The organism is Streptomyces sp. M2CJ-2, from assembly GCF_016757295.1.
Taxonomy (GTDB): Bacteria; Actinomycetota; Actinomycetes; order Streptomycetales; family Streptomycetaceae; genus Streptomyces.
Genome location: NZ_JAESIF010000052.1, coordinates 23,083 through 48,806, shown reverse-complemented (window position 1 = coordinate 48,806; position 25,724 = coordinate 23,083). Strand labels below are relative to the sequence as shown.

The 25,724-nt window shown below is 73.6% G+C and carries 20 protein-coding genes and 2 pseudogenes; 6 read left to right on the top strand and 16 right to left on the bottom strand.

Annotated features, from left to right (window positions below):
• A pseudogene (locus JL475_RS28925) lies at positions 1-291 on the bottom strand (RNA-guided endonuclease TnpB family protein); the annotation flags it as partial.
• On the opposite strand from JL475_RS28925, the pseudogene JL475_RS28920 reads away from it, so the two are divergent.
• From JL475_RS28920 to JL475_RS28910, 3 genes and pseudogenes are all read left to right on the top strand, one after another.
• Positions 277-869: pseudogene (locus JL475_RS28920) on the top strand (DUF6745 domain-containing protein); the annotation flags it as partial. The pseudogenes JL475_RS28925 and JL475_RS28920 overlap by 15 nt on opposite strands.
• Positions 870-973: 104 nt before the next feature.
• Positions 974-1,123: a hypothetical protein gene (locus JL475_RS28915; protein WP_202280913.1), complete on the top strand. Its 150-nt coding sequence runs from the start codon at positions 974-976 to the stop codon at positions 1,121-1,123.
• Between the two features lie 149 nt (positions 1,124-1,272).
• Positions 1,273-1,971, top strand: a complete 699-nt coding sequence (locus JL475_RS28910; RefSeq protein WP_202280912.1) for an adenosylcobinamide amidohydrolase — start codon at positions 1,273-1,275, stop codon at positions 1,969-1,971.
• 26 nt (positions 1,972-1,997) lie between these two features.
• On the opposite strand, the gene JL475_RS28905 is transcribed toward JL475_RS28910, so the two are convergent.
• The 8 genes from JL475_RS28905 to JL475_RS28870 all read right to left on the bottom strand — a co-directional run bounded on the left by JL475_RS28905 (position 1,998) and on the right by JL475_RS28870 (position 9,853).
• Complete coding sequence (locus JL475_RS28905) at positions 1,998-2,879, bottom strand: SDR family oxidoreductase (RefSeq protein WP_202280911.1); 882 nt, start codon at positions 2,877-2,879, stop codon at positions 1,998-2,000.
• Positions 2,876-3,394 (bottom strand): hypothetical protein, encoded by a 519-nt coding sequence (locus JL475_RS28900; RefSeq protein WP_202280910.1) that lies wholly within the window; start codon positions 3,392-3,394, stop codon positions 2,876-2,878. The genes JL475_RS28905 and JL475_RS28900 overlap by 4 nt, the downstream gene beginning before the upstream one ends.
• Before the next feature lie 35 nt (positions 3,395-3,429).
• Positions 3,430-5,079, bottom strand: coding sequence for an NAD(P)/FAD-dependent oxidoreductase (locus JL475_RS28895; protein WP_202280909.1), 1,650 nt, complete (start codon positions 5,077-5,079; stop codon positions 3,430-3,432).
• On the bottom strand, positions 5,072-5,578 hold the full coding sequence (locus JL475_RS28890; protein ID WP_202280908.1) for an SRPBCC family protein: 507 nt from the start codon (positions 5,576-5,578) through the stop codon (positions 5,072-5,074). The genes JL475_RS28895 and JL475_RS28890 overlap by 8 nt, the downstream gene beginning before the upstream one ends.
• 58 nt (positions 5,579-5,636) lie before the next feature.
• Positions 5,637-6,563 carry an oxygenase MpaB family protein gene (locus tag JL475_RS28885; protein WP_202280907.1) on the bottom strand — a complete coding sequence of 309 codons (927 nt, stop codon included), beginning with the start codon at positions 6,561-6,563 and terminating at the stop codon, positions 5,637-5,639.
• A 54-nt stretch (positions 6,564-6,617) separates the two neighbouring features.
• Complete coding sequence (locus tag JL475_RS28880) at positions 6,618-6,884, bottom strand: hypothetical protein (protein ID WP_202280906.1); 267 nt, start codon at positions 6,882-6,884, stop codon at positions 6,618-6,620.
• 35 nt (positions 6,885-6,919) lie between these two features.
• Positions 6,920-7,492, bottom strand: a complete 573-nt coding sequence (locus tag JL475_RS28875; RefSeq protein ID WP_237408569.1) for a hypothetical protein — start codon at positions 7,490-7,492, stop codon at positions 6,920-6,922.
• 168 nt (positions 7,493-7,660) lie between these two features.
• Entirely contained in the window at positions 7,661-9,853 is a 2,193-nt protein-coding gene (locus tag JL475_RS28870) for a SpoIIE family protein phosphatase (protein WP_202280904.1), read from the bottom strand.
• A gap of 322 nt (positions 9,854-10,175) precedes the next feature.
• Here JL475_RS28870 and JL475_RS28865 point away from each other — a divergent pair, with 322 nt between their 5' ends.
• Complete coding sequence (locus JL475_RS28865) at positions 10,176-12,437, top strand: MMPL family transporter (protein WP_202280903.1); 2,262 nt, start codon at positions 10,176-10,178, stop codon at positions 12,435-12,437.
• A gap of 86 nt (positions 12,438-12,523) precedes the next feature.
• Here JL475_RS28865 and JL475_RS28860 read toward each other — a convergent pair whose 3' ends face one another.
• Entirely contained in the window at positions 12,524-14,473 is a 1,950-nt protein-coding gene (locus JL475_RS28860; RefSeq protein ID WP_202280918.1) for a DUF1996 domain-containing protein, read from the bottom strand.
• Between the two features lie 346 nt (positions 14,474-14,819).
• Complete coding sequence (locus JL475_RS28855) at positions 14,820-15,452, bottom strand: GNAT family N-acetyltransferase (protein ID WP_202280902.1); 633 nt, start codon at positions 15,450-15,452, stop codon at positions 14,820-14,822.
• A gap of 103 nt (positions 15,453-15,555) precedes the next feature.
• Between JL475_RS28855 and JL475_RS28850 the strand changes: the two genes are divergently transcribed.
• Positions 15,556-16,644, top strand: coding sequence for a YihY/virulence factor BrkB family protein (locus JL475_RS28850; RefSeq protein ID WP_202280901.1), 1,089 nt, complete (start codon positions 15,556-15,558; stop codon positions 16,642-16,644).
• A gap of 33 nt (positions 16,645-16,677) precedes the next feature.
• On the opposite strand, the gene JL475_RS28845 is transcribed toward JL475_RS28850, so the two are convergent.
• On the bottom strand, positions 16,678-17,130 hold the full coding sequence (locus JL475_RS28845) for a flavodoxin family protein (protein WP_202280900.1): 453 nt from the start codon (positions 17,128-17,130) through the stop codon (positions 16,678-16,680).
• A gap of 159 nt (positions 17,131-17,289) precedes the next feature.
• On the opposite strand from JL475_RS28845, the gene JL475_RS28840 reads away from it, so the two are divergent.
• On the top strand, positions 17,290-17,949 hold the full coding sequence (locus tag JL475_RS28840) for a bifunctional 2-polyprenyl-6-hydroxyphenol methylase/3-demethylubiquinol 3-O-methyltransferase UbiG (protein ID WP_202280899.1): 660 nt from the start codon (positions 17,290-17,292) through the stop codon (positions 17,947-17,949).
• Between the two features lie 21 nt (positions 17,950-17,970).
• Here JL475_RS28840 and JL475_RS28835 read toward each other — a convergent pair whose 3' ends face one another.
• The 4 genes from JL475_RS28835 to JL475_RS28820 all read right to left on the bottom strand — a co-directional run bounded on the left by JL475_RS28835 (position 17,971) and on the right by JL475_RS28820 (position 25,709).
• The gene (locus tag JL475_RS28835) at positions 17,971-18,312 is read right to left on the bottom strand and encodes a metalloregulator ArsR/SmtB family transcription factor (RefSeq protein ID WP_109377945.1); all 342 of its coding nucleotides are present in this window, start codon (positions 18,310-18,312) and stop codon (positions 17,971-17,973) included.
• A gap of 192 nt (positions 18,313-18,504) precedes the next feature.
• A complete protein-coding gene (locus JL475_RS28830) occupies positions 18,505-20,241 on the bottom strand; it encodes a SulP family inorganic anion transporter (protein WP_307825189.1) in 1,737 nt (578 codons plus the stop codon).
• Positions 20,242-20,409: 168 nt separating this feature from the next.
• Positions 20,410-21,015: a hypothetical protein gene (locus tag JL475_RS28825; protein WP_202280898.1), complete on the bottom strand. Its 606-nt coding sequence runs from the start codon at positions 21,013-21,015 to the stop codon at positions 20,410-20,412.
• A 335-nt stretch (positions 21,016-21,350) separates the two neighbouring features.
• Positions 21,351-25,709, bottom strand: a complete 4,359-nt coding sequence (locus JL475_RS28820) for a cation-translocating P-type ATPase (RefSeq protein ID WP_202280897.1) — start codon at positions 25,707-25,709, stop codon at positions 21,351-21,353.
• Positions 25,710-25,724 lie beyond the last annotated feature (15 nt).

Sequence of the window (25,724 nt, the reverse complement as noted above, 5' to 3'; positions counted from 1 at the left end):
GTCCTTCACCAGCCGGGCGCCGGTGATCCGGTTGTTCTTGTCGGCGCGCCTGCCGACCGGCAGGTCCCTGGTCCAACGGAAGTGGACCCGGCCCACCTTGGGGATGTTGACCATGCCCCAGCGGCGGTGCACGCGCACGATGTTCAAATCCCTGCTTTGCGGGATGTCCACGGACATCACCGTGCGGATGCGGGACTTGAAGTTCGGTGCGCCGGTCCGCCCCTCCCAGCAGTTCCTCCACGCCTGGAAGTAGGTCTTCAACACCGCCTGGGCGGCCTGGGCGGGCAGCACGACGCGCCGTGGCCGGCCGCCCTGGACGGCGCCGGGTCCCCGCTCGACGGACTGGCCCAGGTGTGCCGCAGCGCCGGCTGGTGGTGGCCGTTCGAGAAGGTGGCGGTGGTGTGCGAGCGTCCGGTCGCCCCGCACCGTGACGAGGCGGGTCGACTGGACCACGGCGACGGCCCGGCGCTGGAGTTCCCCGACGGGTTCGCCCTGTGCGCCTGGCGCGGCATGCCGGTGCCGCGTGCCTTTCTGAAGGAGCTGCGCACCCTCACGCCGGAGCGGATCCGGGCCGAGGAGAACGCCGAACTGCGCCGGGTGATGCTCGAGTACTACGGCTACGACCGCTGTCTGACCGACTCCGGGGCCGAGCCCGTGCACCGGGACGATACGGGCACGCTCTGGCGTGTCGAACTCGTCGGCGACGAGGCGGTCTTGATGGTGGAGGTCGTCAACTCCGCTCCGGAGCCCGACGGTACCCGTCGCACGTACTGGCTTCGGGTGCCGCCGACGACGCGGACCGCCCGGGAGGGGTGGCCTGGACCTTCGGGTTGGCCCCCGAGGTGTACGAACCGCTGAGGCAGACGTGAGCCCGTACGGGCGTTCGCGGGGCTGATTCCGCCCTCCGGGGGTAGGCGAGGAGAACAGGAACGCCGAGGACGGCAAGGGCGCAGGCCCGTGGAAAGGAGCCCTCATGCCCGGCATCGTGGAGCGCATCAAGCGGTTCGCCAGGAGCCCTCAGGGGCAGCGCGCGACCGAGCAGGTACGACGTGCCGCGGCCGACCCCCGGCGCCGCGCACAGGCGCAGCGCCTGCTGGGCAAGCTCCGCGGCCGTCGCCGTTGACCGTCTCCCCCGCACGTCGGCACGCGCCCACGGCGACGCCCGGCGGGCGGGAGCAGTGGCGGCGGAGCACTGAGCGGGACCCGTGCGTGCCGGGTCGGCCGGTCCGGCATACGATCGGCCGACCCCGATCCCGCAAGGAGCTCTGCCCGGTGACCGCCGTCCTCCCGCCGCCCCGCACCCCCGTCGGGCTGCTGCGCCCACGCTGCCTGACCCGTGTCGAGGACGGCGAACGACTGCACGCCCTGCTGTGGGTTCCGGGGCCGGGCCTGCGAATGATCAGCAGCGCGGTACTGGGCGGAGGTATCGGCGAGCGGGCCTGGGTCCTCAACGCCCAGGTTTCCCACGGTTATCGGCGTACCGACCCCGCCCGGCACCTCGCCGCCCTCGCCTCCGGTGCGGGCGCACGCGGTCCGGGGGTGGGACTGATGACGGCCGCGGACGTCTCGGCGTACGCCCACGCGCACGACGGCGGCGCGGAGGCGGTCGTCACGTCGGGCATCGAGGTACGCGGCTGGGCCGCCGCTCCGGCAGCGGGTACGGACGGCACAGCCGGCACAGACCGCACGGGCGTTCCGGGCACGATCAACATCGTCGTCGCCGTGCCGGTTCCGCTCAGCGACGCCGCCCTGGTCAACGCGGTGGCCACGGCCACGGAGGCAAAGGTGCAGGCCCTTCTGGAGGCGGGGCACGACTGCTCCGGGACCCCCACCGACGCGGTGTGCGTCGCCGCCCGCATCCCCTGCCCCGGCGAGGAGCCGCAAGTCTTCGCCGGGCCCCGCTCCCTGTGGGGTGCACGGTTGGCGCGGGCGGTCCACCGCGCCGTGCGGGAGGCCACGCCCGCACCCTGAGGCCGACGTCCCGGCCGGTCCAGGAGTCACCCGTTCCTCCGGGCGGCCACCCGGTCGGCCTCCCCACCGGCGCCCAGCAGACCCGTGTGCCGCATCGGGTCCTCGGCCTCCAGACGGGCCAGTTCGCGGCGGGCGACCCGCAGCACCACCGGCGGCAGCGCGGCACGCGTCGCCTGAGCCAGGCGCAGCCAGCGGGGCACGTACACGGCCGTACTGCGCCGCTCCACTGCCGCTGCCAGCCGGGCGGCGACCTGGTCCACCGGGTACACGCGCCGGGCTGGCAGCGGCATCCGGGCGCGCAGTTCCCGCAGCACGGGGTACCGGTCGGCGTCGCGGATCATGTCGGTGTCGGTCCAGTTCAGGTATCCGATGCCCACGGCCACGCCGTGGTGCGCCACTTCGGCCCGCAGCGCGTGGGCGAAGGCCTCCACCCCGGACTTGGAGGCGCAGTAGGCGCTCATCAAGGGGGCGGCGCCGATCGAGGCGAGCGAGGCGACCTGCTGGTAGTAGCCCCGGGTCGCCAGCAGATCGGGCAGGAAGGCGCGGGCGGTCGCCGCACTTCCGGTCAGGTTGACGTCGATGACCCGGCGCCAGTCGGCGGGGTCCGAGGTGGCGAACGGGCCGCCTTCCGCGACACCCGCGTTCGCCACGACGACGGACGGTGTGCCGAGGCGCGTCCGCACCAGTGCGGCGGCATCGCCGAGGGCGGCCTCGTCGGTGATGTCGACCTCGCAGACCAGCGTCGCCGTGGGCAGGCCGGCCGCCACCGCCGTCAGTGCCGCCTTCTCGTGGCCGAGCAGGGCGAGCCGGGCCCCTCGCCGGGACAGGTCGCGGGCCAGGGCCGCTCCGACTCCCCGCGCGGCGCCGGTCACCACGGCGGTGCGGCCGTGGAGCGGGTCGGCCTTCATGGCCGTTCCCTTCGGGATGCCCGGGTGCGGTCCGCGCGGTTGCGCTCCTCCGCCCGTGCCCCGGGCTCCAAGGTGGTGTCGGGACGGGCGGTGTGGTCGGGATGCCCGGCGGTACGGCGGGCTTCCTTCATCTCCGCCTCGTAGAGGTGGTCGTGTCCCTCGGCGAGTTCCTCGACGGCGGCGTGTTCGAATTCCCTGAACGGCTCGTAGTACGTGTGGTCGTAGGCCTCGACGATCTGGAACGTCCAGTGGCCGGGAATCACGTTCCGGCCCAGGACCTGTGTGCGCACCGTCTCGGCCCATTCCGGGTGCCCGGCCTCGCGAAGAAGTTCGACCGCCCGGTCCAGTTCGAGGTCGGCGGTGCCGGTGAGCTGGTGGAAGCTGTAGAGGTGGCCCCGGGCGCGCTCGGTGGTCTCCAGTGCCTTCGACAGCGACCCCAGGGCTTCCACGGTGATGCGGCTGACGCCTTCGGGGCGCTGATGCGCGCGGTCGGGACCGTCGTCGTGGCTGGTCATCGTCTCGCCTCCGCCTGTGGTCGTCGGTGTTGCGGTCATCCGCCGTCGGCTCGGTCGCCCGGATCGGGTTGCCTGCGGCCGGTGCGGTCTCGGCGGGCCAGCAGGCGTTGCACCCGTGCCGGACCCGGCGTCAGGTGCCGGCGCAGGGCCACGCGGGCGGCGTTGGCGCCCGGTGCACCGTGGACTCCGCCCCCCGGGTGTGCTCCCGCGGACGCCAGGTACAGACCCTTCACGGGCGTCTCCGGTCGTCCGGTGCCGGGCGTCGGGCGGAAAAAGAGCTGCTGGTGCATGGCCGTGGTGCCGCCGTTGATGGCGCCGCCGTGCAGATTCCGGTCGAGGGACTGGAGCGTCGGCGGAGCGAGCACGCGCCGGGCCCGGATCCGGGAGCGGAACCCGGGTGCGAACCGCTCGACCTGGCGCTCGACGCGGTCGGCCATGATCTCCTGTTCCTCGGCGTCCCAGGTACCGGTGAGTCCCTCGTCGCCCGCGTCGCCGGCGACGGTGTGGGGCACGTGGGTGTAGGCCCACGCGGACTCGGTGCCCCGGGGGGAGCGGGCGGGGTCGGATGTCGTCATCTGCCCGAACAGGCAGAAGGGGCGATCGGGGACCTGGCGCACGGCGAGCTGGGCCGCGAACCGGGTCAGTTCGTCGATGCCGTCCGAGAGGTGGACGGTGCCGGCGCCCGCGGCCTGCTCGGCCTGCCAGGGCACCGGGCCGTCGAGTGCCCAGTCCACCTTGAAGGTGGCGAAGTCCCACTGGAAGCGCCGCAGATCGGACACCAGCTGGGCGGGGAGGTGCACGGCGTCGACGAGTTCGCCGTACAGGGCCGGTACGGACACGTCGGCGAGGACGGCCCGCCTGGCGCCGATCGTCTCTCCGTCCGCGGTGCGCACCCCCACCGCCCGGCCCTCGCGCACGACGATGCGGTCGACCCGCCGGCCGCAGTGCAGCAGGCCACCGCGTGCGGCCAGGCGCCGGGAGAGTGCCTCGGTGAGGGCGCCGGAGCCGCCGACCGGCACGGGGAAGCCGTAGGTCTGTCCGAGCATCGACATCAGCCAGCCGAAGCCCCCGCTGCCCGCGGCCTCCGGTGCCAGGTCGGCGTGGAGCGCGTTGCCGGCCAGCAGCAGCCCGCCGCCCTCACCCCGGAACTCCTCCTCCCCCAGGCGGCGGACGGGCAGTACCAGGGTGCGGGCCATCCGCAGACCGCCCGCGCCGCGCAGCCGGACGACGGACCGGACGACGGAGCGGATCGGCGGGAACGGGGTGAAAAGTGAGTTCAGGAGACTTGGGCGAAGGTTCTGCCACGCGTCGTGCAGCCGCCGCCAGGAGGCTCCGTCGCCCGGCGCGAAGGCCTCCAGGGAGTCGACGGTGACATCGATCCGGCGGTCGAGCACCGCACACCTGCCGTCGCTCAGCGGGTGGGCCAGGACGTGCGGGGCATGGCTCCAGCGCAGCCCGTGGTCCTCCAGGCGGAGCCCTCCGAGCACCGGGGACGCGACGGCGAGCGGATAGAAGGAGCTGCAGAGGTCACTGACGAAGTCCGGGTGGACGCCCCGGTCGTGCCGTACCGCGCCGCCGGGCTCCGGTTGCTCTTCCAGCACTTCCACACTCCAGCCCGCGTCGGCCAGGAGGTTCGCCGCCACGAGTCCGTTGGGACCGGCCCCGATCACTACGGCGTCAGGCACGAGCGCCTCCCTGGCCGGACTCCGGCGACACGACCTGACCGAGGGGGCGGCGGCGCTCCTCCTCGGCGGCCTCTGCCTCGCAGAGCTTCGCCAGCCTGGCGAGCATGGCGCGGTGGCGGACCTGGAACAGGGCTTCCACGGCCGCGTTGTGCAGGCGACCGCCGACTCCGCGCAGTGGATGCTCGTCCACGAGCACCAGGCACTGGTCTCCCCACGGCCGCAGCTCGATGGCGATGCGCGCCGTACCGAGGGGGCCCGCGTCGGCTTCGAGTTCCAGGGCCTCGCCCTGCTCACAGCGTCGGACGATCGTTTCGTTGGACAGGCGGAGGGGCCCCAGCCGCACCTCGTAGCGGATCGCCGCGCCGAGCCGGGGCCACCGGCCCCGGGCCGGCTCCGAGGACGAGGTCCCCACCACCCACTGTGCGTAGCGACGGCCGTCGGCGAGGACGGCCCAGACCGTCTGCGGACTCGTACTGATCAGACGATGACGAACCGCCACTTCGACCTCCCGTGTCCGAACGGCACCAGCCAGCACTGAGTGCCCCGAATCGGATGTGTCAACCGGCGGCGACACCCTGCTCCGGCCCGGGCGGACGGCCACGCCGTCCGTGCTCCGCCCGGCCGGCGGGCGGGGCCAGCGCCCAGCGGATGCCCGCGGTGACGGCGGTGCCGAACGGACGGACGAGCATGCCTTCGGCCGGTGCCGCCCTGGGCAGCCACAGCGCGCGGGACGCCCAGTTCGGCAGCAGGGACACGGCGCCGGCGGCGAGGGCACCGTAGGGCAACCGGGCGAGGACCGGAACGGGCGGGTTGAGCAGCAGGAAACGCGCCGCGCCGCGTGCCTCGGGGGTCGACCGCAGTTCCCCGCGGTAGTCCGCCAGCCGGTCGGCGAGTTCGGCTCGGCTCCTCGGCGGGTCGGGCACGCCGAGCGCGGTGGCGATGTGCGCCATGTCCGCCACGTAACCGTCGCAGCCCTCGTCGTCCAGCGGGCGGGCACCGTAGTGCTGGTGGGCGCGCAGGAACATGTCGACCTCCGCGATGTGCACCCAGCACAGCAGGTGGGGGTCGGCGGCGTGGTACTCGTGGCCGTCCGCGGTCGTGCCGCGCACCGTCTCGTGCACGGCCCGTACCCGGTCGACGGCCTGCTGGGCGCCGTCGGCCGGGCCGTAGGTGGTCATGGCGAGGAAGGTGCTGGTCCGCTGCAGGCGGCCCCACGGGTCCCCGCGGAACCCGGAGTGCCCGGCGACGGCGGCCATGGCCAGCGGATGGAGCGACTGGAGCAGCAGGGCCGACAGTCCGCCGATGAACATCGAGGCATCCCCGTGCACCCGCCTGACGGGCCGTTCGGGACCGAACCAGCGCGGACCGGGCGTGCCGTGGATACGGGCACGGTTGTCGCGGCCGTCCGGTCCCGCCACCCGGGAGAAGATCGCGTCACCGATCCGGTCGCGCACCATCCAGCCGCCCTCCGAAAGGAGTCCCATGGCTCACTCCCGCCTCCTCACGCCCGCGCCGGCCGGCCGGCGCGGGCCGCGTGTTCAGGGAACATCACCCTTCCAGTCGAACACACGCCCGCCCCTGTCGCGGGGCACGTACAGGGCGCGGCCGCCCGCGCCGTAGCGGCCTATCTCGGTGGGCAGCCCGACGCCGCCCCGCAGTTCCGCCTCGGAGCGGTCCGTGATGTCCAGCAGGAGACCGTCCAGCGGCCCTCCTGCCAGCTCCGCGTACGACCGCCCGTCGCGCGGCCCCGGATCGTCGTGGTCCGCTCCGTAGACCCTGCCGCGCATGAACTCCAGCTCGTCCATACCGGCAGGGTGGCATCCACCACTGACAATCGCGTTCAGCTCGTGTCCGTCCAGCTGTGGGCGACGTCGATCACGAGACGGTCCGGGAGCTGCAGCACCCTGAACGGCAACCGGGCGCGCACCCCGAGCCCGATCTGGGTGTCGCCCTCGAAGCCGGCTGCGAACCGCGCGTCCCTGAAGGTGCGGTACCCGGTCAGGTCCACTCCCGGCAGGGGTTGTCCGGCACGGGCGGGGTAGGTGGGCCGGCCGGTCTCGGGGTCGTACGGCGGAGCGGCCACCCGCACTTCCAGGACGGCGCCGCCGGCGACGGAGACGGGCCGGCCGGAGCCGTCCTGGTACAGCCGGTCGACGTACCGGACCGTGTACCCGATACCGCTGCCGCCCGCTCCCGGCAGGTCGACGACCATCCGGTCGTAGCAGGTGTGGTGTCCGGTCCTGACGTCCCGGACCGGTGCCGTCGTGGCCGTGGGAGCGGTTTTGGCCAGGCTGCCCCAGCCGGTGGGGCACGCCGTGGACCGGGACGTCGCGGCCTGGAGGGCGACGGCGGGTGTGGCGGCAGCGGGGACCGCCGCCACACCCAGCGTGCCCCCCAAGAGCGCCAGAGTCATACAGATTGCTCTTGTTTTCATCATTTACGCCCCCAAGGGTCGCCTCCTGCTGATATCGGGTGAGACGACCGAGTTGGACAAAAGGTTGCACCGGGAGGAGGCGAGAGGGAGGAAGTCGCCGCCCGGGACGGAGCCGGGGTGACCGGCCGGACGACGAGGCGCTGCCGCTCACGGCGTTCCGTCGGGCGGCCGGGGCCTGGTCTCCGTGCCCTCGGCGTCGGGGGCATCGCCCCGCCCCTCGCCCGGTTCCGTGGCCCGCAGGAGGAGGACGGTGATGTCGTCGTCGGACTGGCCGGTGCGCTCCGCGGGGTGCAGGAGGCGGTCGATGAGCCGGTGCAGGTCCAGGTCGGCACCCGCCGCCAGACGTTCGGCGAGCCGCTCGGTGGCGTGGGTGGTGTCGGTGCCGGGAGCCTCCACCAGGCCGTCGGTGTAGAGGGCGAGGACGGCGCCCGGGGGAAGGCCGACGGTGGTGACCGGATAGTGGCCGCCGGTGTCGATGCCGAGCAGCGGTCCGGGGTCGAGGTGCACCACGTCGGCCCGTCCGGGGGCACGGCGCAGCAGCGGTGGGACGTGGCCGGCGTTGGTCAGGGTCACTTCGTGGCGTGCCAGGTCGATATGGGCGTAGAGGCAGGAGACGAGCAGCTCGGAGTCCAGGTCCGCGAGCAGCCGGTTGGTCCGGGTGAGGACCTTGTCCGGTGCCGCGCCGGCCGTGGCGTGCGCGTGGACGGCGAGACGGACCTGGCCCATGAGGGCCGCCGCGGTGACGCCGTGGCCCTCCACGTCCCCGATGACGGCGGCCACGGTGGTCTCGTCGAGGGGCAGTACGTCGTAGAAGTCGCCGCCGACGTCGAGGCCGTGCCCGGCGGGCAGGTATCGGACGGCGACGTCGAGGCCGGGCGCGGTGGGCAGGGCGCGTGGCAGCAGGGTGCGCTGCAGGGCGGTGACGAGGTGGTGCTGGGCGTCGTAGAGGCGGGCGCGGTCGAGGGCCTGGGCCATCAGGCCGGCCAGGGAGGTCAGGACGGCCCGTTCGTCGGCGGTGAAGGTGTGCGGCCGGTCGTAGGACAGGACGCAGCAGCCCACCGGTCGTCCCGAGATGGTCAGCGGGAGGAAGGCCCAGGCCGTCTTGTCGCTGAGGTGGACGGTGCTGGGATACCCGGCGGCGATCTCGTCCCGGCTGCCGAAGAAGGCGGCCGTGCCGCCGGCCAGGACATCACCCGCGGGGGTGAGTTCCGTGTCCAGGTCCAGGGCGTCGAGCCGTTCCACGACGTCGCCGGGGTAGCCGTGATGGCCGACGATCTGCAATCGGCCGGCCTCGGCCGAGGCGAGCATCAGGCCTTGGGCACCGAAGGCGGGCAGTATCTGGTGGGCGATCAGGTCCACGAGGTCCCGCACGGTCACCGTCTCGGTGAGCGCGGCGGCCAGATGGACCAGCTGGTGCAGGCGCCCCATGGGGGCCGGCTCGGGGCGCGGCACGTCCGCGGGCGTCGGCAGGACCGCGGTGTACCCCTTCCGGGGGGTGACACGGACGCTGATGCCGCTGCTGCCCGGGTGGAGTTCGAAGGTCAGCCACTGGTCCGGGGGGCGGCGGGCGGCATAGGTCACGGGTACCCGGCTGACCACCGCCGTGCGGTAGTGGTCCTCGTAGACCGGGTCGTCCAGCCAGGGCAGGGACTGCCAGGGCCTGGTGCCGAGGAGCTGTTCCGTACGACGGCCGAGCAGGCGGGCGGCGTCGGTGGTGAGGAAGGTGATCCGGCCCTCCAGATCGAGGGACACCGCCCCTTCGGGCAGCCGCTCGAGATAGTCGGAGGCGGCCAGCCCGGTCTGCGCCGGGCCGGCCACGGCGTCCGGGGTGACGATCCGCGGCCGGTCGTGGAGGGTGGGCGGCCGGGAGCCGTCCTCCAGGAGACGTGCGAGCTGACGCGCGCTGGTCGTGATGTTGTGCCGTTCACGGGCCGTGACGTGCTGCGGGTGGTCGGCGGGCCACATCAGGCCGACGGCGCCCCAGCACCGGCGGGCACCGGTCAGGGGCATCGCCGCCATCGCGAACGGGTACGGCAGGACCGCGGCGATCCGGGGGTATCTGCGCACCATCTCGTCCTGACCGCCGACCCAGACCAGCCGGTCCTCCCAGACGGCGTCGGTGACGGGCGTCGGCGAGATGGGGGACAGCCGCTGCCACGGGGTGCTGAAATCCTCCGGGATCCCGCTCAGCCATCCCAGGCGCAGCACCCCGTCCGCCGCGTCCAGCAGGTAGAGGGCGCCGACCGAGGCTCCGGTGCGCCGCACCGTGGCGGCCAGGCCCGCACCCAGGGCGTCGTCCAGCGACGCGGCGCCCAGGAGCGGCTCGTTCATCCTGGACATCACGGCCTCCGGTCCCGCGGCAGGAGGGCTGCCCGCCCGTCGGAGAGGGTGCGCAGGTGCCCGCTGTTCCCTCAGGGACGTACACGTTCCACACCCCGGACGGTACGCCCGACCCGCTCCGCGAGCATGTCCTCGCGGCCCGCCCCGCTCGGGGCCGGCGGGACGGGCACGCCCGGGCACCGGGCCGCCACCGGCTGTGGCCACCGTCGCGCAGTCCGAGATGCCGGGGTGATCCCCGCCGCATGTAATGGAGGCGAGGCCAGGACCGGCTCGGCCTCGGCACAGGAAGGGGCGGAGAGCCGGGGCAGAGGAGAACACGCCCATGCCTGCTGAGCACGGAGGAGACGAGGCACGGGGCGGACGCAGGCCGGGGATGCTGCGGCGGCTGGGCGAGTGGTGTGCGCGGCACTTCGTGATCGTCGTCGTTGCCTGGCTGGTGGCCCTGGTGGCGCTGCAGGTGACGAGCCGTTCCTTCGGGGGGACGTACTCCGACGACTTCACGCTGCCGGACGCCCAGTCCCAGCAGGGCATCGAGGTCCTCCGACGACACGATCCACAGGCCGGCGGCTACGGCAGCCAGATCGTGCTGCACGACGAACAGCGGCCACTGACCGCGTTCGGTTCGCAGATCTCCACCGCGGTGGCCGAGCTGGAGAAACTGCCGCATGTGCTGTCGGCACAGAATCCGCTGTCCGCCGCCGGGTCGTCCACCGGCCGGTCGCAGCCCGACGTCGGTCCGCTCTCCTCCGACGGGAAGACGGGCTACATCACGGTCCGCTTCGACGTCCAGCCCTCCACCCTGGGCGACGACTACCTGGACGGGGTGGACGACGCCGTCCAGCCGCTGCGGGCGGCCGGGGCGCAGGTCGAGTACGGCGGGCCGCTCGGTGAGCTGGCCAGGCCCGCGCCCAACGACCGGGTGAGCGAGCTGATCGGTTTCGGCGTGGCGATCGTCGTCCTGCTGATCGGGTTCGGCAGTGTGCTCGCCGCCGGCATTCCCCTGCTGACGGCGCTGATCGCGGTCGTCGGCGGTCTCGCCGTGCTCGGGCTGCTGGCGGCCGCGTTCACCTTCGCGACGGTCTCGCCGACACTGGCGACGATGATCGGCCTCGGCGTCGGCATCGACTACGCCCTCTTCCTGCTCACCCGCTACCGGCAGGACGTCATGGACGGCGAGGACCCGGTACGGGCCGCCGGTCACGCCACCTCGACCAGTGGACGGGCCGTCGTCGTCTCCGGCTGCACGGTGATCATCGCCCTCGCCGGTCTGTCCGCGTCCGGTGTCTCCTTCATCGCCAAGCTGGGGCTCGCCGCCGCCGTCACGGTCGTCTCCGCCGTCATCGGCGCGCTGACCCTGGTTCCCGCCCTGCTGGGGCTGATCGGCCGGCACATCGACCGCTACCGGGTGCGCCGCCCGGTGGCCGAGACCGACGCCGAGCCGGGTGCCGAACCGCAGGGCACCTGGCACCGCTACGCCCGGCGGGTGGAACGCAGGCCCTGGCGGTATCTGGCGGCGGGCGTCGCCACGATCGCCGTCCTGGCGACCCCGGTGTTCTCCCTCCAGCTCGGCCACATCGGCGACGGCGCCGACCCCACCTCCTTCACCGACCGCCGGGCCTACGACCTGATGACCGACGCCTTCGGGCCCGGCTCCAACGGCCCGCTCACCGTCGTCATCGACCAGTCCCCGGTACCGGACTCCGACCGGTCCGGCCTCGCCTCACAGGCCCAGAAGACCCTGGACGCGGTCGGTGACACCGCCGCCGTCACACCACTGACCGCCACGCAGGACGGTGACGTCCTGGTCGGCACCGTGTACTCGACGGCCTCCCCGCAGAGCGCCACGACGACGGACCTCACCAACCGCCTGGTGGACGACACCCTGCCGGACGCCGTGCGGGGCACGGAGGCCAAGACCTACGTCACCGGTACGACGGCGGCCCAGGTCGACTTCCGCGACCTCATCGCCGACCGGCTGCCGCTGATCATCGGCGTGGTGGTGGCGCTGGCCTTCCTGGTCATCCTGGTGGTGTTCCGGGGACCGCTCGTCGCCCTCAAGACGGCCGTCCTCAACGTCCTGTCCATCACCGCCTCCTACGGCGTCGTCGTCGCCGTCTTCCAGTGGGGCTGGGGCGGGCCCGCGCTCGGCGTCTCCGGCACGGTGCCGATCGAGAGCTACGTACCGATGATGATGTTCGCCATCATCTTCGGCCTCAGCATGGACTACGAGATCTTCCTGCTCTCCCGCGTCCACGAGGCCTGGCTGCGCACCGGCGACGCCAAGGACTCGGTCGCCCACGCCCTGGAGATCACCGCGCGGGTCATCACCTGCGCCGCGCTGATCATGGTGAGCGTGTTCGCGGCGTTCATCATCAGCGAGAACATCGTGGTCAAGATGCTGGGTCTGGGCCTCGCCGTCAGCGTCCTCATCGACGCCACCGTCGTACGCCTGCTGATGGTGCCGGCCGTCATGACCCTGCTCGGCCGCCACGCCTGGTGGACACCGCGATGGCTGGACCGGATCCTGCCCCACATCGACACGGAGGGCGAGGGCGCGCCGGGGCCTTCGGGAAGGCCCGGATAGCGGGACGTACGCACGACGGCGGCAGGCCCCGCGCGGGGCCTGCCGCCGTCGTGCGTACCCGCGCCTCGCCGCGCGGGACGTTCGGGTCAGGTGCGGCGCACCCGGCGCAGCAGCACGAAACCGGCGATGACCAGGACCGCGCCCGCGGCCGCCGGCCAGAGCTGGGCGCCCGTCTCGGCCAGACCGCCGCTCACGGTCTGCGGCTCGGTGGCGTCGGCCGCCGCGGCCTGCCGGCCGGCGTCGTCGGTCGCCGTGCCGATGCCCGGCGTCTCCTGGCCGACGGCGTCGCCCTGCTGGTTGCCCGCGCCTGCCGCGCCGTCACCCTTGGGCGCGGCCGAGGCGCGGACCTCGGGCTGCTTGTCGCCGGGCGGGGTGGTGGCGTCGTCACCCGCGGGCTCCTCGGTGGCCGGGGCGTCGGCCGGGGGCTCCGAGGGGTTCTCCTGGCTTCCGTCACCGGCGCCGGGCTTGTCGCCCTTGCCTCCCTTGTCACCCGGCTGGGCGGCGCCGTCACCGGGCTGCTCGGCGCCGTTGCCGCCGTTGCCTCCCCCGCCGGGAGCCTCGGTGGGCTCCTCCTTCGGGTCCTCACCCGGCTGTTCACCGCCGTCGCCGGCGCCGACACCGCAGGTGCGGCCGCTGTTGATGCAGTCGACCATCTCCTGCATCAGGTCCTCGTCGAAGACGTTGATGAAGTCTCCGTGGTCGGTGCCCGGCTTGTGCAGCTGCTCCGGGAAGGAGTCCACGGCGAACAGCGGGGTCGTCGCACCGCCGTCGTTCAGGCTCGGCGCGTCGACGTCGTAGACGATGCGCTGGACCAGCTGCGGCACGGGCGTGAAGCCGGACGGGCAGTTGCCCCGGGCGTCCATGAACGCCATGTGCGTGCGGTGGTTGGCGCTGTCGGTGTTGCGGCCGTCCCAGCAGCTCTGGAAGTCGAAGGTGCGGACCACGTCACTGCCCTGCGGGCACAGCGGGTACTTGTCCTCGAGCTGCCGGTCCTCGAAGCCGGTGCAGCTCCAGGACGCGTTGGCGTTGGCGGGGCCGTTGACGAACGACTTGGCGTCACCGGTGATGATGCGCAGCAGCCGCGGCATGGCCGTGACCTCGCCCTGCGGGTTGCCCACGAACGTCAGCGTGACCTCCTTGGGGGTCACGATCTCACCGACGTTGCCCTCGATGCCGCCGCCGGGGGAGTTGGCGTCCTGCTCCTCGGTGCCGTTCTGCAGCCGCAGCACGGGCCAGTAGTACGACGACTTGTCGCCCTGGTCCTCACAGCTGGTGTCGGCCGCCGCCAACTGGTCGTCGCTGGAGAAGGCGTTGGTGGCCTGGTTGCCGATGTAGTCGTGGAAGTGGTGCGCGCCGTTGGCGACACCGGGGGCCGCGATCACGTTGTCCGAGTTGAACAGACCGTTCTCGTTGACTCCGCAACTGCTGACGAAGGTGCCCTTCGAGGCGTCCGCCGTCGGGTCGGGCTTGACCACGTTGGGCTGGACGCTCTGGATGTCCACGAAGTCCGCGGCGACGGGCCCGTTGCCCGCCTGTCCGCCGTTTCCGCCGCCCTGGTCCTGGCCGTCGCCGCCGTTCTCGCCCCCTTCGCCCCCTTCGCCCTGGTCGCCGGCCTGACTGTTCCCGTCCTGGCCGTCTCCCGGCTGGGCGGACGCGTTTCCGGAGTCACGGACGGAGCAGTCGGCGAGTTCACCGAGGCCCTCGGGGCGGTCTCCCTCCTCCTCCATGGCGGCCGCGATGCGTTCGAGGGTCGCGGAGCGCTCCTCCTCGAGCGGGTCGATGACCTTGTCGTCGGCGACGCCGGGGTCCTGCTGAATGGCCTGCGCGGACTCCCCCAGCCGCTGATAGGCCTGGGCGATCTGCTCGTCCAGCGCGGCCAGTTCCTTGTCGACGTCCGGCCGCGCCTTCTCGGGGACCGTGGTCAGGTTGGTCGCCACGTCGGGGCAGTCGATGGTGGCGCCGCCGAGGACGCGCGCCTGACCGGCCCCGCCGACGGCGTCGTCCTCCGTCGCGGAAGCGTAGACGTTGGCCGCCATCAACCCCCCTCCGCCCAGGATCAGCGCGACCGCGGCGAAGGTCGCGCGCTGTGGACCTCGTGGGCGTCTGCGTGTGTTGCGTGCCAAGGCGGTACTCCTACGCTTTTGTCGCGGGGGGGCGGGCATGGAATTCCCACGCCCCATACGTAGGTGCGTCGCGGTGTGTTCAGCGCCTCACGGTTTCTTCGAGAAATCTCAGGAACCGCGCCGGGAACCGCAGGGCACCCGAGCCCCCGCGGTTCCCGCCCGACTCGGCGTGCACGGCGGGGACTTCGGGGGCCGGGCAGATGAAGCGACCACCGTTCAGCGGAAGTTCACGTCCGCCGTCGGTCGGCACACGGGGTCCTCAGAGCCGGTCGTGGTCCCGCGTCGAGCGCCCGAGGCAGGTGACGGAATCGTCGAGGAGCACCTCGATCTCGTGGAAGCCCATCCGGTCGCAGAAGGCTCTGGCGGAGCTGTTGGCCTTCGCCATCACGAGGTGGACCGAGGGCACCCCGCGGTCGTGCAGCGCCTTGAGGAACGTCCGCATCAACTCCCGGCCGTACCCGCACCCCTGCCACCAGGGCAGCAGGTCGATGTGCAGGTGGGCGGGGTAGGCCGCCGGTTCGGGGACGGACATCCGCTCGGGGTGGTGCAGGAGCCAGGCCATCTCCTCGTCCGGCGTCCCGGGCAGCCCGTCCGGCTCGGGGTGACGATCGGCGACCAGCGGCAGCCACGCGGCACGGAAGTGCCGCGCGAAGCGGGACGTGTCGGCGGTACCGAGGACGTAACCGACCGCGCGCCCCTTCCCGTCGTCCAGGACGAAGGCGAGTTCGGGCTCCAGGTGGACGTAGGGGGCGGCGAAGACCGCCGGGAGGATGCCGGGGTCACGGTAGTGGGGCCGGGCGTCCCGACCGTTGTGCGCGGTGCGGACACAGATGTCGTCGAGGGCCGGCCGGTCCCCGCGGCGGTACGGACGGATCACGGGAGAGGAGATCATGCCCGGCATCCTGCACGCTTTGGGAGCGCTCCCACAATCTTGTTCCGCTCCCGCGGCCGCCCGCGCACGGAGTGATTTCCCGTTCCGTGGTTACTCGGGGGCCATGAAACTGAATGTCCCGGGACGCCACAGGCGGTCCGACGGTGACGCCCCGGACCCGAAGCGCTCAGGCCCCGGCCCGGAGCACTCAGGCCGGGAACCGGTGGAGCAAGGACCGAGCGACGAGGTGGAGCGGTCGGCACCGGACGCACCGGCCGAACTCCCGAAAGGGGCCTGGGGCGCCGCGCTGAAGGGTGCGCTGCGCGAGTTCAAGGACGACGAGCTGACCGACCGGGCCGCCGCGCTCACGTACTACGGCGTGCTGGCGCTGTTCCCGGCACTGCTGGTCCTGGTTTCGCTGCTGGGTATCACGGGCCGCTCGACCACGGACAAGGTCATGGAGAACGTCCAGCAACTCGCCCCCGGGGCGGCCCGCGACATCATCACCCGGGCCGTCGACCAGCTCCAGGGCAACGCGAGCACCGGCTCGGTCATGGCGATCGTCGGTCTCGTGCTCGCCCTGTGGTCGGCGTCGGGCTACGTGGCGGCGTTCATCCGCTCGGCCAACGCGGTCTACGACATCCCCGAGGGGCGCCCGGTGTGGAAGGTGCTGCCGGTGCGGCTCGGGATGACGGTCGTGCTGATGGTGCTGGCCGTGGTCAGTGCGCTCATCGTCGTCTTCACCGGTGGTCTGGCCCGTCAGGTGGGCGGCACCCTCGGCATCGGGGACGCCGCGCTGACGGTGTGGTCCATCGCCAAATGGCCGGTGCTGGTCGTCCTGGTGACGATCATGATCGCGCTGCTGTACTGGGCCGCTCCGAACACCCGGGTCAGGGGGTTCCGATGGATCACCCCTGGCAGCTTCCTGGCCCTGCTGATCTGGCTGGCCGCCTCCGGCGGGTTCGCGTTCTACGTCGCCAACTTCGCCTCGTACAACAAGACGTACGGCACGATGGCCGGTGTCATCGTCTTCCTGGTCTGGTTGTGGATCACCAATCTGGCGATTCTGCTGGGTCTGGAGTTCGACGCGGAGATCGCCCGGCAGCGGGCCATCGCCGGCGGTCACCCGCCGGAGGCCGAGCCGTACACCCAGCCCCGGGACACCCGCGCCTGGGACGAGCAGGACCGGCGCCGGGTGGGGGGAGGGAGCTGATCCCGCCACCCCCTCCCCCGGGGGACGGGCGGGTCAGTCCGTCAGCCCGGCGGCGAGCGTGGCGCCCAGTTCCCAGCACCGCTCGACGGCGGCCTTGTCGGGTTCGCCGGTGACGGTCACCGCGTCCGCGGCGCGCCGCCAGCCGAGGCCCTTCGTGATGGACTCGATGCCCCGCACCGCCCCGGTGACGTCGCTGCCGCCGTGCACGTAGTAACCGAACGGCCGGCCCCGGGTGGTGTCGAGGCACGGGTAGTAGACCTGGTCGAAGAAGTGCTTGAGCGCCCCTGACATGTAGCCGAGGTTCGCCGGGGTGCCGAGCAGATAGCCGTCGGCGTCCAGGACGTCGCCGGCCGTGGCGGAGAGCGCCGCCCGCCGGACGACCCGGACGCCCTCGATCTCCGGGGCGCCGGCCCCGGACAGGACCGCTTCGAACATCGTCTGGCAGTTGGGCGAGGGCGTGTGATGGATGATCAGCAGAGTCGGCACACCCCGACCCTGCCGTGTCGGCCGGGGCCTTCGCAAGCCGGTCCGGCGTGCGGGGAGGAGCGTCGGAAGGAACGCCGAAGGGAGCAGCGGGGAACGGTTGTGAGGGCGGCTCGGGGATGGCACGATGCCCGGCATCGATACGCGGAGACGGGGTGCGTCTTGGTCGACGGGAATCGCAGGTCACCGGCAGCGGCGGTGTTCGACGCGCTGGGCAGCGACTACGAGAAGGCGTTCGCCGCCTCCGAGGCGCACCGGGCTTCGCTGGCGTGGCTGCTCGAACGGCTCCCGCCCGGCAGCCGGGTGCTGGACGTGGGCAGCGGGACGGGCCGGCCCACGGCCGCCACGCTCGCCGCGGCCGGTCACCGGGTGCTGGGTGTCGACGTGTCGCCGGTGATGGTGGAGATCGCGTCCCGGCAGGTGCCCGAGGCCGAGTTCCGCTGCGGCGACATCCGTGAGCTGCCGCTCGAGGACGGTTCCTTCAATGCCGTCTGTGTGTACTTCGCCCTGCTCCAGATGTCCCGTGCGGAGCAGGCGGACCTGGTGCGGCGGCTGGCCCCGGCCCTGCGCCCCGGCGGCCTGTTCGCGCTGGCCACCGTGCCCCTGGACGTCGAGGGCTTCGACGGTGTCTTCATGGGGCAGGACGTGCGGGTCACCAGCTTCGCCGCCCAGGCCGTGACCGCGTTGGTGCGCGGGGCGGGGCTGACGGTGCTGTCGGAGAAGAGCGTGATGTTCGTCCCGGCCCACCCCGACGCCACGCCGGAGCCCCAGCTCTTCCTGCACGGCCGTCGCGAGGGCGAGGAGGCGGCCCCGGCGGGCTGACGCCGGCCCGCGGGGCAGGGCCTAAGGAAGCGGTTTCGTCTCGCCCCTGAGGTCGGCGAGCAGTTCGGCCTGGCCGGCCAGCACTCCGGACAGGATGGTGCGGGCCACCCGGAGCAGTTCCGCCACGTGCGGGCTGGTCAGCGAGTAGTACACGGTCGAGCCCTCCTTGCGGCTGACCACGAGGTTCGCCCGGCGCAGCACCGCCAGTTGCTGGGAGAGGTGAGCCGGTTCGATACCCACCTGGGGCAGCATCTCCGCGACGGCGTGCTCGCGCTCGCTGAGGAGTTCCAGGACCCGGATGCGGGCGGGGTGGCCCAGGGTCTTGAAGAACTCAGCCTTCAGTTGGTACAGCGGCATGGTCATCGTGCCGTCCCCTCTCCGGTTTCCGGTTCCCGGTTTCCGGCGCGCCGCCCCGGTCCCGTCGTCCGGTCCGAGGTCCCTCGCCCCACCTGTGCGTCGTCGGCACCCGACCTCGCCGTTCTCTGAGCTTTCCGACATTAGCAACTTCGTACATTCCTGTGTTCCGGTGGCTGTGCCGGCCGATCCCCTGGTCGGTCAGGGCCTGTTCGACGGTCCGGTGGGCTCGGCGGTCGGCTGCGGGGCCCTGGGCGCGGGCAGGACGCCGGTGAGCTCCAGGTGCTCGCGGGCCGCGCGGATCGCCTCCGGCGTCGCGGCGTACTCCCGGCCCTCGTGCCGCAGCATCTCCAGCGCGCCGACGGAGTCGAGGACCTTGCGGTGGTCGGGCCGGATGCCGGAGACCATGACGACGGTGCCGCGGCGCCGCAGTTTCGCCACCGCGTCCTTGAGCACCAGGGCGCCGGTGGCGTCGATGACGCTCACGTGGGAGAGGCGCAGGATGATCACGCGCACGTCGGCGAGTTCGGTCAGTTCCAGCAGGAAGCGGTGGGCGGCCGCGAAGAACAGCGGGCCGTCGACGCGATAGGCGACGATGTGCTCGGCCAGCAGTTCGCGTTCCTCCTCCGTGTGGTCGCCCTGGTCGAGCGGGAGCGGGGCGAGGTGCGCCTGCCGGGCGACGGCGCTCAGCGCGAGGAGGCCCGCGACGGCCAGCCCGATGATCACGGCGAGGACGAGGTCGAGGGCGAGGGTGGCGACGGCCGTGAGGACGAGGACCAGCCCGTCGGAGCGGGTGGCGCGGGCCATCGCACGCAGCGAACCGACCTCGACCATGCGGACGGCGGTGGCCAGGAGGACGCCCGCCAGCGCGGCGAGCGGGATCTTCGACACCAGCGGGGCGGCCGCGAAGACGATCCCGGCGAGGACCGCCGCGTGCGCGAGGGAGGCCAGTCGCGAGGTGGCTCCGGTGCGGACGTTGACCGCGGTGCGGGCGATCGCGCCGGTCGCGGGGACGCCGCCGAAGAGCGGCGACGCGATGTTCGCCAGGCCCTGGCCGAACAGTTCGCGGTCCGGGTCGTGCCGTTGGCCGACGGTCATGCCGTCGGCCACGGAGGCGGACAGCAGCGACTCCAGCGCGGCCAGTGCCGCCACGGCCACGGCGGGTGCGACCAGTTCGGCCAGTGCGCCGGTGTCGAGGAAGGAGAGCGAGGGGGTGGGCAGGCCGGAGGGCAGGTCGCCGATGGGGCGTACCCCGTCCAGTCCGGCGACCTGGACCACGAGCGTGGCCGCGATCACGGCCAGGATGGAGAACGGGACGGTCGGCCGCAGGCGCGCCCCGATCAGCATCACGGCGGCCACCGAGAGCGCCAGGGCGACCGCGGTCCAGTCGGGTGTGCGCGCGAACTCCTCGAACGCCCGCCAGGCCACCACCAGCACCCGGTCGCCCTCGGGCATGGGGACACCGAGGGCGTTGGGTACCTGCTGCAGTCCGATCACGCACGCGATGCCGAGTGTGAAGCCCTCCACCACGGGTGCGGGCACGTACCGCATGCTCCCTCCGGCCCGCAGCAGCGCCAGCACGACCAGGATCACGCCCGCCATCAGCCCGACCGTGAGCACGCCCGACGCGCCGTGGTCGGCGACGATGGGGACGAGCACCACGGTCATCGCCCCGGTCGGGCCCGAGACCTGGAGGTTGGAGCCGCCGAACACGGCGGCCAGCGCACCGGCGACCACGGCGGTGGCCAGCCCCGCCTCCGCGCCGAGCCCGGAGGAGACGCCGAATCCGAGGGCGAGGGGCAGTGCGACGACGGCGACGGTCAGTCCGGCGAGCAGGTCGCGGCGCGGATCGCGCCGCATCTGGTCGAGGTCGCCCCGGGTGGGCAGCAGCGACGTGATCCGGGCCCAGGCCCCGGCGAGCAGCAACGGTACCGACACAACCCCTCGACTTCCCGGTGGCTACGGCGCTCCGTCGTACGGCGTGCCCCGGAGGCCACGACGACGGGCATATCAGTCAAGGATGTAGGCAATTGCCAATTTTTGCAATTCAGCAGATGGTCAATACAGCACATGGTCCATGCGCACCCCACTCGGACCGTGCGTCCGTCAGCCCGTCATGCGCTTCCGCCACGTCGGCTCGACCAGCCGCCACTCGGCCTCCCACGCCACCGCGCGCCGCCGCTGGAGCCGCCCCCGGACGAGCCGGCCGCCGAGCAGGACCAGTCCCCCGCTCGCGGCTGCGACCGTGAGGCCCGCCATGACGGCCTGGAACTCGGCGTCCACTCCACCGGGCGGTTCGGAGACCATGCGCCCCTCCCCGTCCGTCCACACGGTGACCACGCTGCCGGCCCTGCTCCCGGGGTCGACCTCCGCCCGGCCCGTGCGGACGGTGCCGTCGGGGGCGGTCCACCGGACCTTGGCCCACACATGACCGCTGCCGTCACCGTTCTCGGCCACCGGCGCGGGCAGTGCGTGTGCCGCGTCCCCGACCAGTGCGGCCGGGACCGTGCGGGCCTGGGCTCGGCGCTCCGCGAGGGACCCGTCCACCGCGCCCGCCGCCTCCAGGCCGGTGAACACCCCGGCCAGGAGGGTCAGGACGAGGGTGGCGAGCAGCAGCCAGGCTTCGATCAGATCGCTGCGGCGCCGCAGCGGGTTCTTGCGCCAGCGCCACAACCACACCCTGCGTGGCCGCGCACCACGCGTCCGCGCCATGGGACGTCACCTCCTCGCGCGGGTGCCGGAGGCCACGACGTGCCGCGCCGGTGTGTCGGACCGGTTGGTTCGTCGGGGCCGCGGCGCCTCCTCTCCAGGGTCCGTCACCGGGGCCGTTCGGCGCATGGGCCGAACGGCCCCGTGCCGGGTTCGGACCGGCCCGGAAACGGCCCACGCACCGAACGGCCCAGGGCGCAGCCTGCGCCCGACCGCGTCGGCGGATCTCCCGAAGGGTTCCGGGGCCACCCTGCTCTTCCAGTCTGAGCGCACCCGGAAAGTTCCGCTCGGGCCGCTGCCGTCCCGGCCGGTGGTCGCTTCCTCCGGGACGAGAGCCCCTACGCCACCACCGGCCGCGCGATGCCGCTGTGCAGCAGGTGCCGGGCCTGCTGGGCGTCGGCCCCCAGGCGCAGGGCGAGACGGGAGAGCAGCTCGTACAGGCGTCGGACCGCCTCCAGGCGCTCCAGGCGCGGTGCGAGCGCCGAGAGGGCGATGGCCAGCGTCACTCCCGTCAGGGCCACGGGGCCCAGCGGGGTGCAGCCGAAGAAGTGGCTGACGCCGGGGGTCTGGACGAGGGCGGCGAGCACCGCGGCGGAGCCCAGGGCCGTCGTCCACACCAGGAGGCTGTGCCGGCGGCCGGAGAGGGTCTGCACGAGTTGGGCGCCGACCACGCCGCACAGGGCCATGGTGGTGGAACGGCGGTTGCTGCCGGGGGTGAGGCGGCCGATCAGGTACGCGGTGACCGCGCCGAGGCAGGTGGTCACGCCCCGGCGCCGGATGGCGCGCAGCAGGGGGGCGCCGAGGACGTCGAGGCCCATCGGGCCGGTTTCGGCATGGGCCGCCGTCGAGGGATCGTCGCTCGGGGTCACCGCCACCGCCATCGCCGGGAACATGTCCGTGAGCAGGTTGACCAGCAGCAGCTGACGAGTCGACAGCGGTGAGGAACCGGCGAGCAGGGTGCCCAGCACGCTGAAGCCGACCTCGCCCGCGTTGCCGCCGATGAGGATGCTCACCGCGTCGGCGACGCTGCGCCACAGCGCGCGGCCCTCGCGGACCGCGTCGACCAGGACCGACAGGTCGCCGGTGGTGAGGACGAGGTCGGCGGCGTTGCGGGCGGCGGCCGAGCCGCGCGCCTCGATGCCGACGCCCACGTCGGCGGCGCGGATCGCCGCGGCGTCGTTGGCGCCGTCGCCGGCCATGGCCACCACCCGGCCCGCCTGTTGCAGCGCCTCCACCACATGGAGTTTCTGCTCGGGCGCGACCCTGGCGACGACTCCGGCGCCGTGCAGGGCGCGGACCCGGTCTCGGCGGCCCATGGCGACCAGTTCGTCGCCGGTGACCACCTCGGTCGCCTCCGGCCAGCCCAGTTGCAGGGCGATCGCGCGGGCGGTCTCCGGGTGGTCGCCGGTGAGCATGACGGGCAGGATGCCGGAGCGGCGCAGCTCCGTGAGGAGGGCCTGCGAGGTGTCGCGCGGGACGTCCGCCAGGGCGATCAGGCCGACGAACTCCAGATCCGCGAGGCCGGCTTCGAGTTCGGCGGTGGCGTCCGGGCCCCGGCACGGCCGCCGGGCGACGGCGAGAACGCGCAGCCCCTGCCCCGCGAGGGTGTGGGCCGTTTCGGTCGTGTCGTCGGGCAGGTCGCGGCAGGCCGGGAGGACCGTCTCGGGGGCGCCCTTGACCACGAGGAGGTCACCGGCGTCCGGGCGGGCGCCGCCGTTGTCCCGGCCGACGGCCGCGGCATAGCCCCGGCTGGCCTCGAAGGCGAGTTCGCCGCTGGGCGCCCAGGACCCGTCGGGCGGTGCGGCGTCGAGGACCGCCTCGTCGGTGGCGTGCGCGACCCGGCGGCCCTCACCCGTCTCCACCTGCGGGCAGGCGCGGGCGGCCAGTCGTACCACCGGCACGGCGGACTCGGCGTCCGGGGCGAGGACGGTGCCGTCGGCGGTGGCGACCCGGACCAGGCGCAGCCGGTTCTCGGTGAGGGTGCCGGTCTTGTCGAAGCAGACGGTGTCGACCCGGCCGAGCGCCTCCAGGGTGCGGGGCGTGCGCACCAGGACGCCGCGCCGGGACAGGCGGCGGGCCGCCGCCATCTGGGCGACGGTCGCGACGAGCGGCAGTCCTTCGGGGACGGCGGCGACGGCCACCGCGACCCCGCCGCTGACGGCCTGCCGCAGTGGGCTGCCGCGCAGCAGCGACAACCCGGTCACCAGTGCGCCGCCGGTGAGCGTCACCGGCAGTGCCTTGCGGGTCAGTTCCTGCAGCCTCGCCTGGACGCCGGCGGGCGGTGGGGTGCGGGCGGCGAGCGCGACGGCGCGGCCCGCCTCGGTGCGGTCGCCGGTGTCCACCACCAGCGCGACGGACCGGCCGGCCACGACGGTGGTGCCCTCGAAGACCATGCAGGTCCGCCCGCTCACCGGCGCGCCGGGAGTGGCGTCGACGTCCTTGGCCACGGGCAGGGACTCGCCGGTGAGCGCCGACTCGTCGACCTCCAGCCCGTCCACCTCCAGCAGCCGTGCGTCGGCCGGTACGACATCGCCGGCGGCGAGGCTGATCCGGTCGCCGGGCCGCAGCCGGGCCGCGTCGACGGTGATCGTGCGCCTGCGGGTGTCCTGCCGGCGTGCCTTGGGCTGCTGGCGGGCGGCCAGCCGGGCGAGCGCCTGTTCCGCGCGCAGCCGCTGGAGTCCGCCCGCCACGGCGTTGAGGTCCATTGCGCCGACGACGAGCAGCGCGTCGACGAGCGAGCCGAGCAGGGCGGAGGCGACCGCCCCGGTGGCCAGGACGGGCGTGAGGGGGTCGTCGAGTTCCCGGCGGACGGCACCGGCCGCCTGCCAGGTCCAGCGGGCCGGGGCCGCCACGGGGGTACGGGCGAGCCGGGCCGCCCGCCGGCGGGACCGGTCGGCGAGCAGGGCGAGACCGCGGGGTTCGGCGTCGGTCGCGGGGCTGCTCAGCCGGTCGCGCGCCTCGTGCGGCTCCAGCGCGTGCCAGGGCACGTGCAGCCGTGGTTCGGGCGGCGTGGCGCGGGCCACGCCCACGGCCTCGGCCCAGCCGGAGAGCAGGGCGCCCGCCGCGGCGATGTTCACCGGGGCGTGCCGGGTGAGCCGCCGCCAGGCGCGGCCGCCGGGTGTGCCGCCGCGGGCCACCATGAGCCCCGACAGGGCGGCGCCCGCGCGGGCCAGGACCTGCGAGCGGCGGCCGACCCGGCGGACCGCCGGAATGGCCGTCAGCAGCCGCCACACGTCGGCCGTTCCGCCCGGGGCGAGCACGTCGGCCCCCCAGGTGACCGCCGACCGCGCGTCGGTGAGGGCGACGGCCACGTCACCGGCGGGCAGCCCGTCCGCCACCTCGCCGTCACCGCGTTCGGCCACCCGGGCGACGCTCACCACGATGTGCCCGTCGTTCTGCAGCGCCCGGATGACGTCACCGAACGGCATGTCCGCCGGGGCCGCCTCGTCCGCGAGCCGGGTGATGTCCTTCAGGTCGGAGCCGCCCGTGATCACGACGTACAGCCCGGCCCGGCGGGCCGCGTCGAGGACGGCTTCGGCGAACGGGTCGACCGGGTCGTCGAACGCGGCGGTCCCGCCGTCGGCGTCCGGGGTGTCCGGGGTGTCCGGCGGGCGGCTGCGCAGGGCGTCGGCGTGCAGGACGAGGGAGTCGGCGATCTCCAGCTGGCGCAACCGCTCCCCGCTGCGTACGAGCATCCCGGACCGGGCGAGGAAGGTGCCGAGGGCCGCTTGGAAGGCGGCCGGGCCGTAGCGTGCCGCCTTGGGGGATCCGGCGAGGACGGCTTCTGCTGCCTCCTGGGTCTCGTGTGTGACGAGGAGGGCGGCGGCGGCGCCGGCCAGGCTGCCGGTGCCGGCGTTGGCCGCGTAGGCCTGGGCGGGGGTGACCCGCAGCGGTGGGCGGCTGTCGGTGGGGCTGGGGACGCCGGCGCGTTCCTCGGTGCAGAGGTCGTCGTGCAGCGCCTCGAAGGCCGCGGCCCGGGCCACCGCCTCGGTCAGCTGGCCGGTCCGCAGCAGCCCGTCGAGGACCAGGGACATCGGGGACTGTCCGGCTCCGTGGGCGGCGGCGTTGGCGGCGGCGAGGACGAGTTCCATGCCGTCCCAGCCGAACCGCTGCCGCAGCAGGGCGCGGAAGCGGGGGTTCTCACGCAGCAGCGTGACGGCGGCGGTGACCGTTCTCGGGGTCCGCGGCAGGCCCAGCGAGCGCCCGGCGAGGGCCCCGGCCGCACCGGCGGCGTCCAGCAGCAGCGCGGCGGCGCTGACCCGTACCTCGCGGGGGTCGCCGGGGTGAGGGGTCTCGTCCTCCTCCGGATCGGCGCTCTCGCTCAGTCCGAGGCGGGCGGCGAGCGCGACGGCCCGCTCGGTCACCCGGTCGCCGGCCGCGTCCTCCGCCGCCGTCACGACGAGGCGGGTCAGTCCCTCGTCCCAGTACGCCGTCAGCACGTCGGGGTGGTCGAGGAGTTCGTCGGCCACTTTGCGGGCGAGCGGGCCGGCGTCGCCGCCGGGAGCCCGCAGCGCCAGGTGGACGCGGTGTCCGGCCCGCCAGTGCCGGCCGCCGCCCAGGGCGTTGCGGGCGACGTTGCCGATGCGGCGCGTCGTGTCGTGGACGGACGTCATGCCCTGGGCGGTGCTGCGGGCGGCGCCTGCGGCGGCCCCCGCCACGGCCCCGGCGAGGGGGGCGACATCGAAGCCTGTGAGCATCTGAGGGTGTCCCGT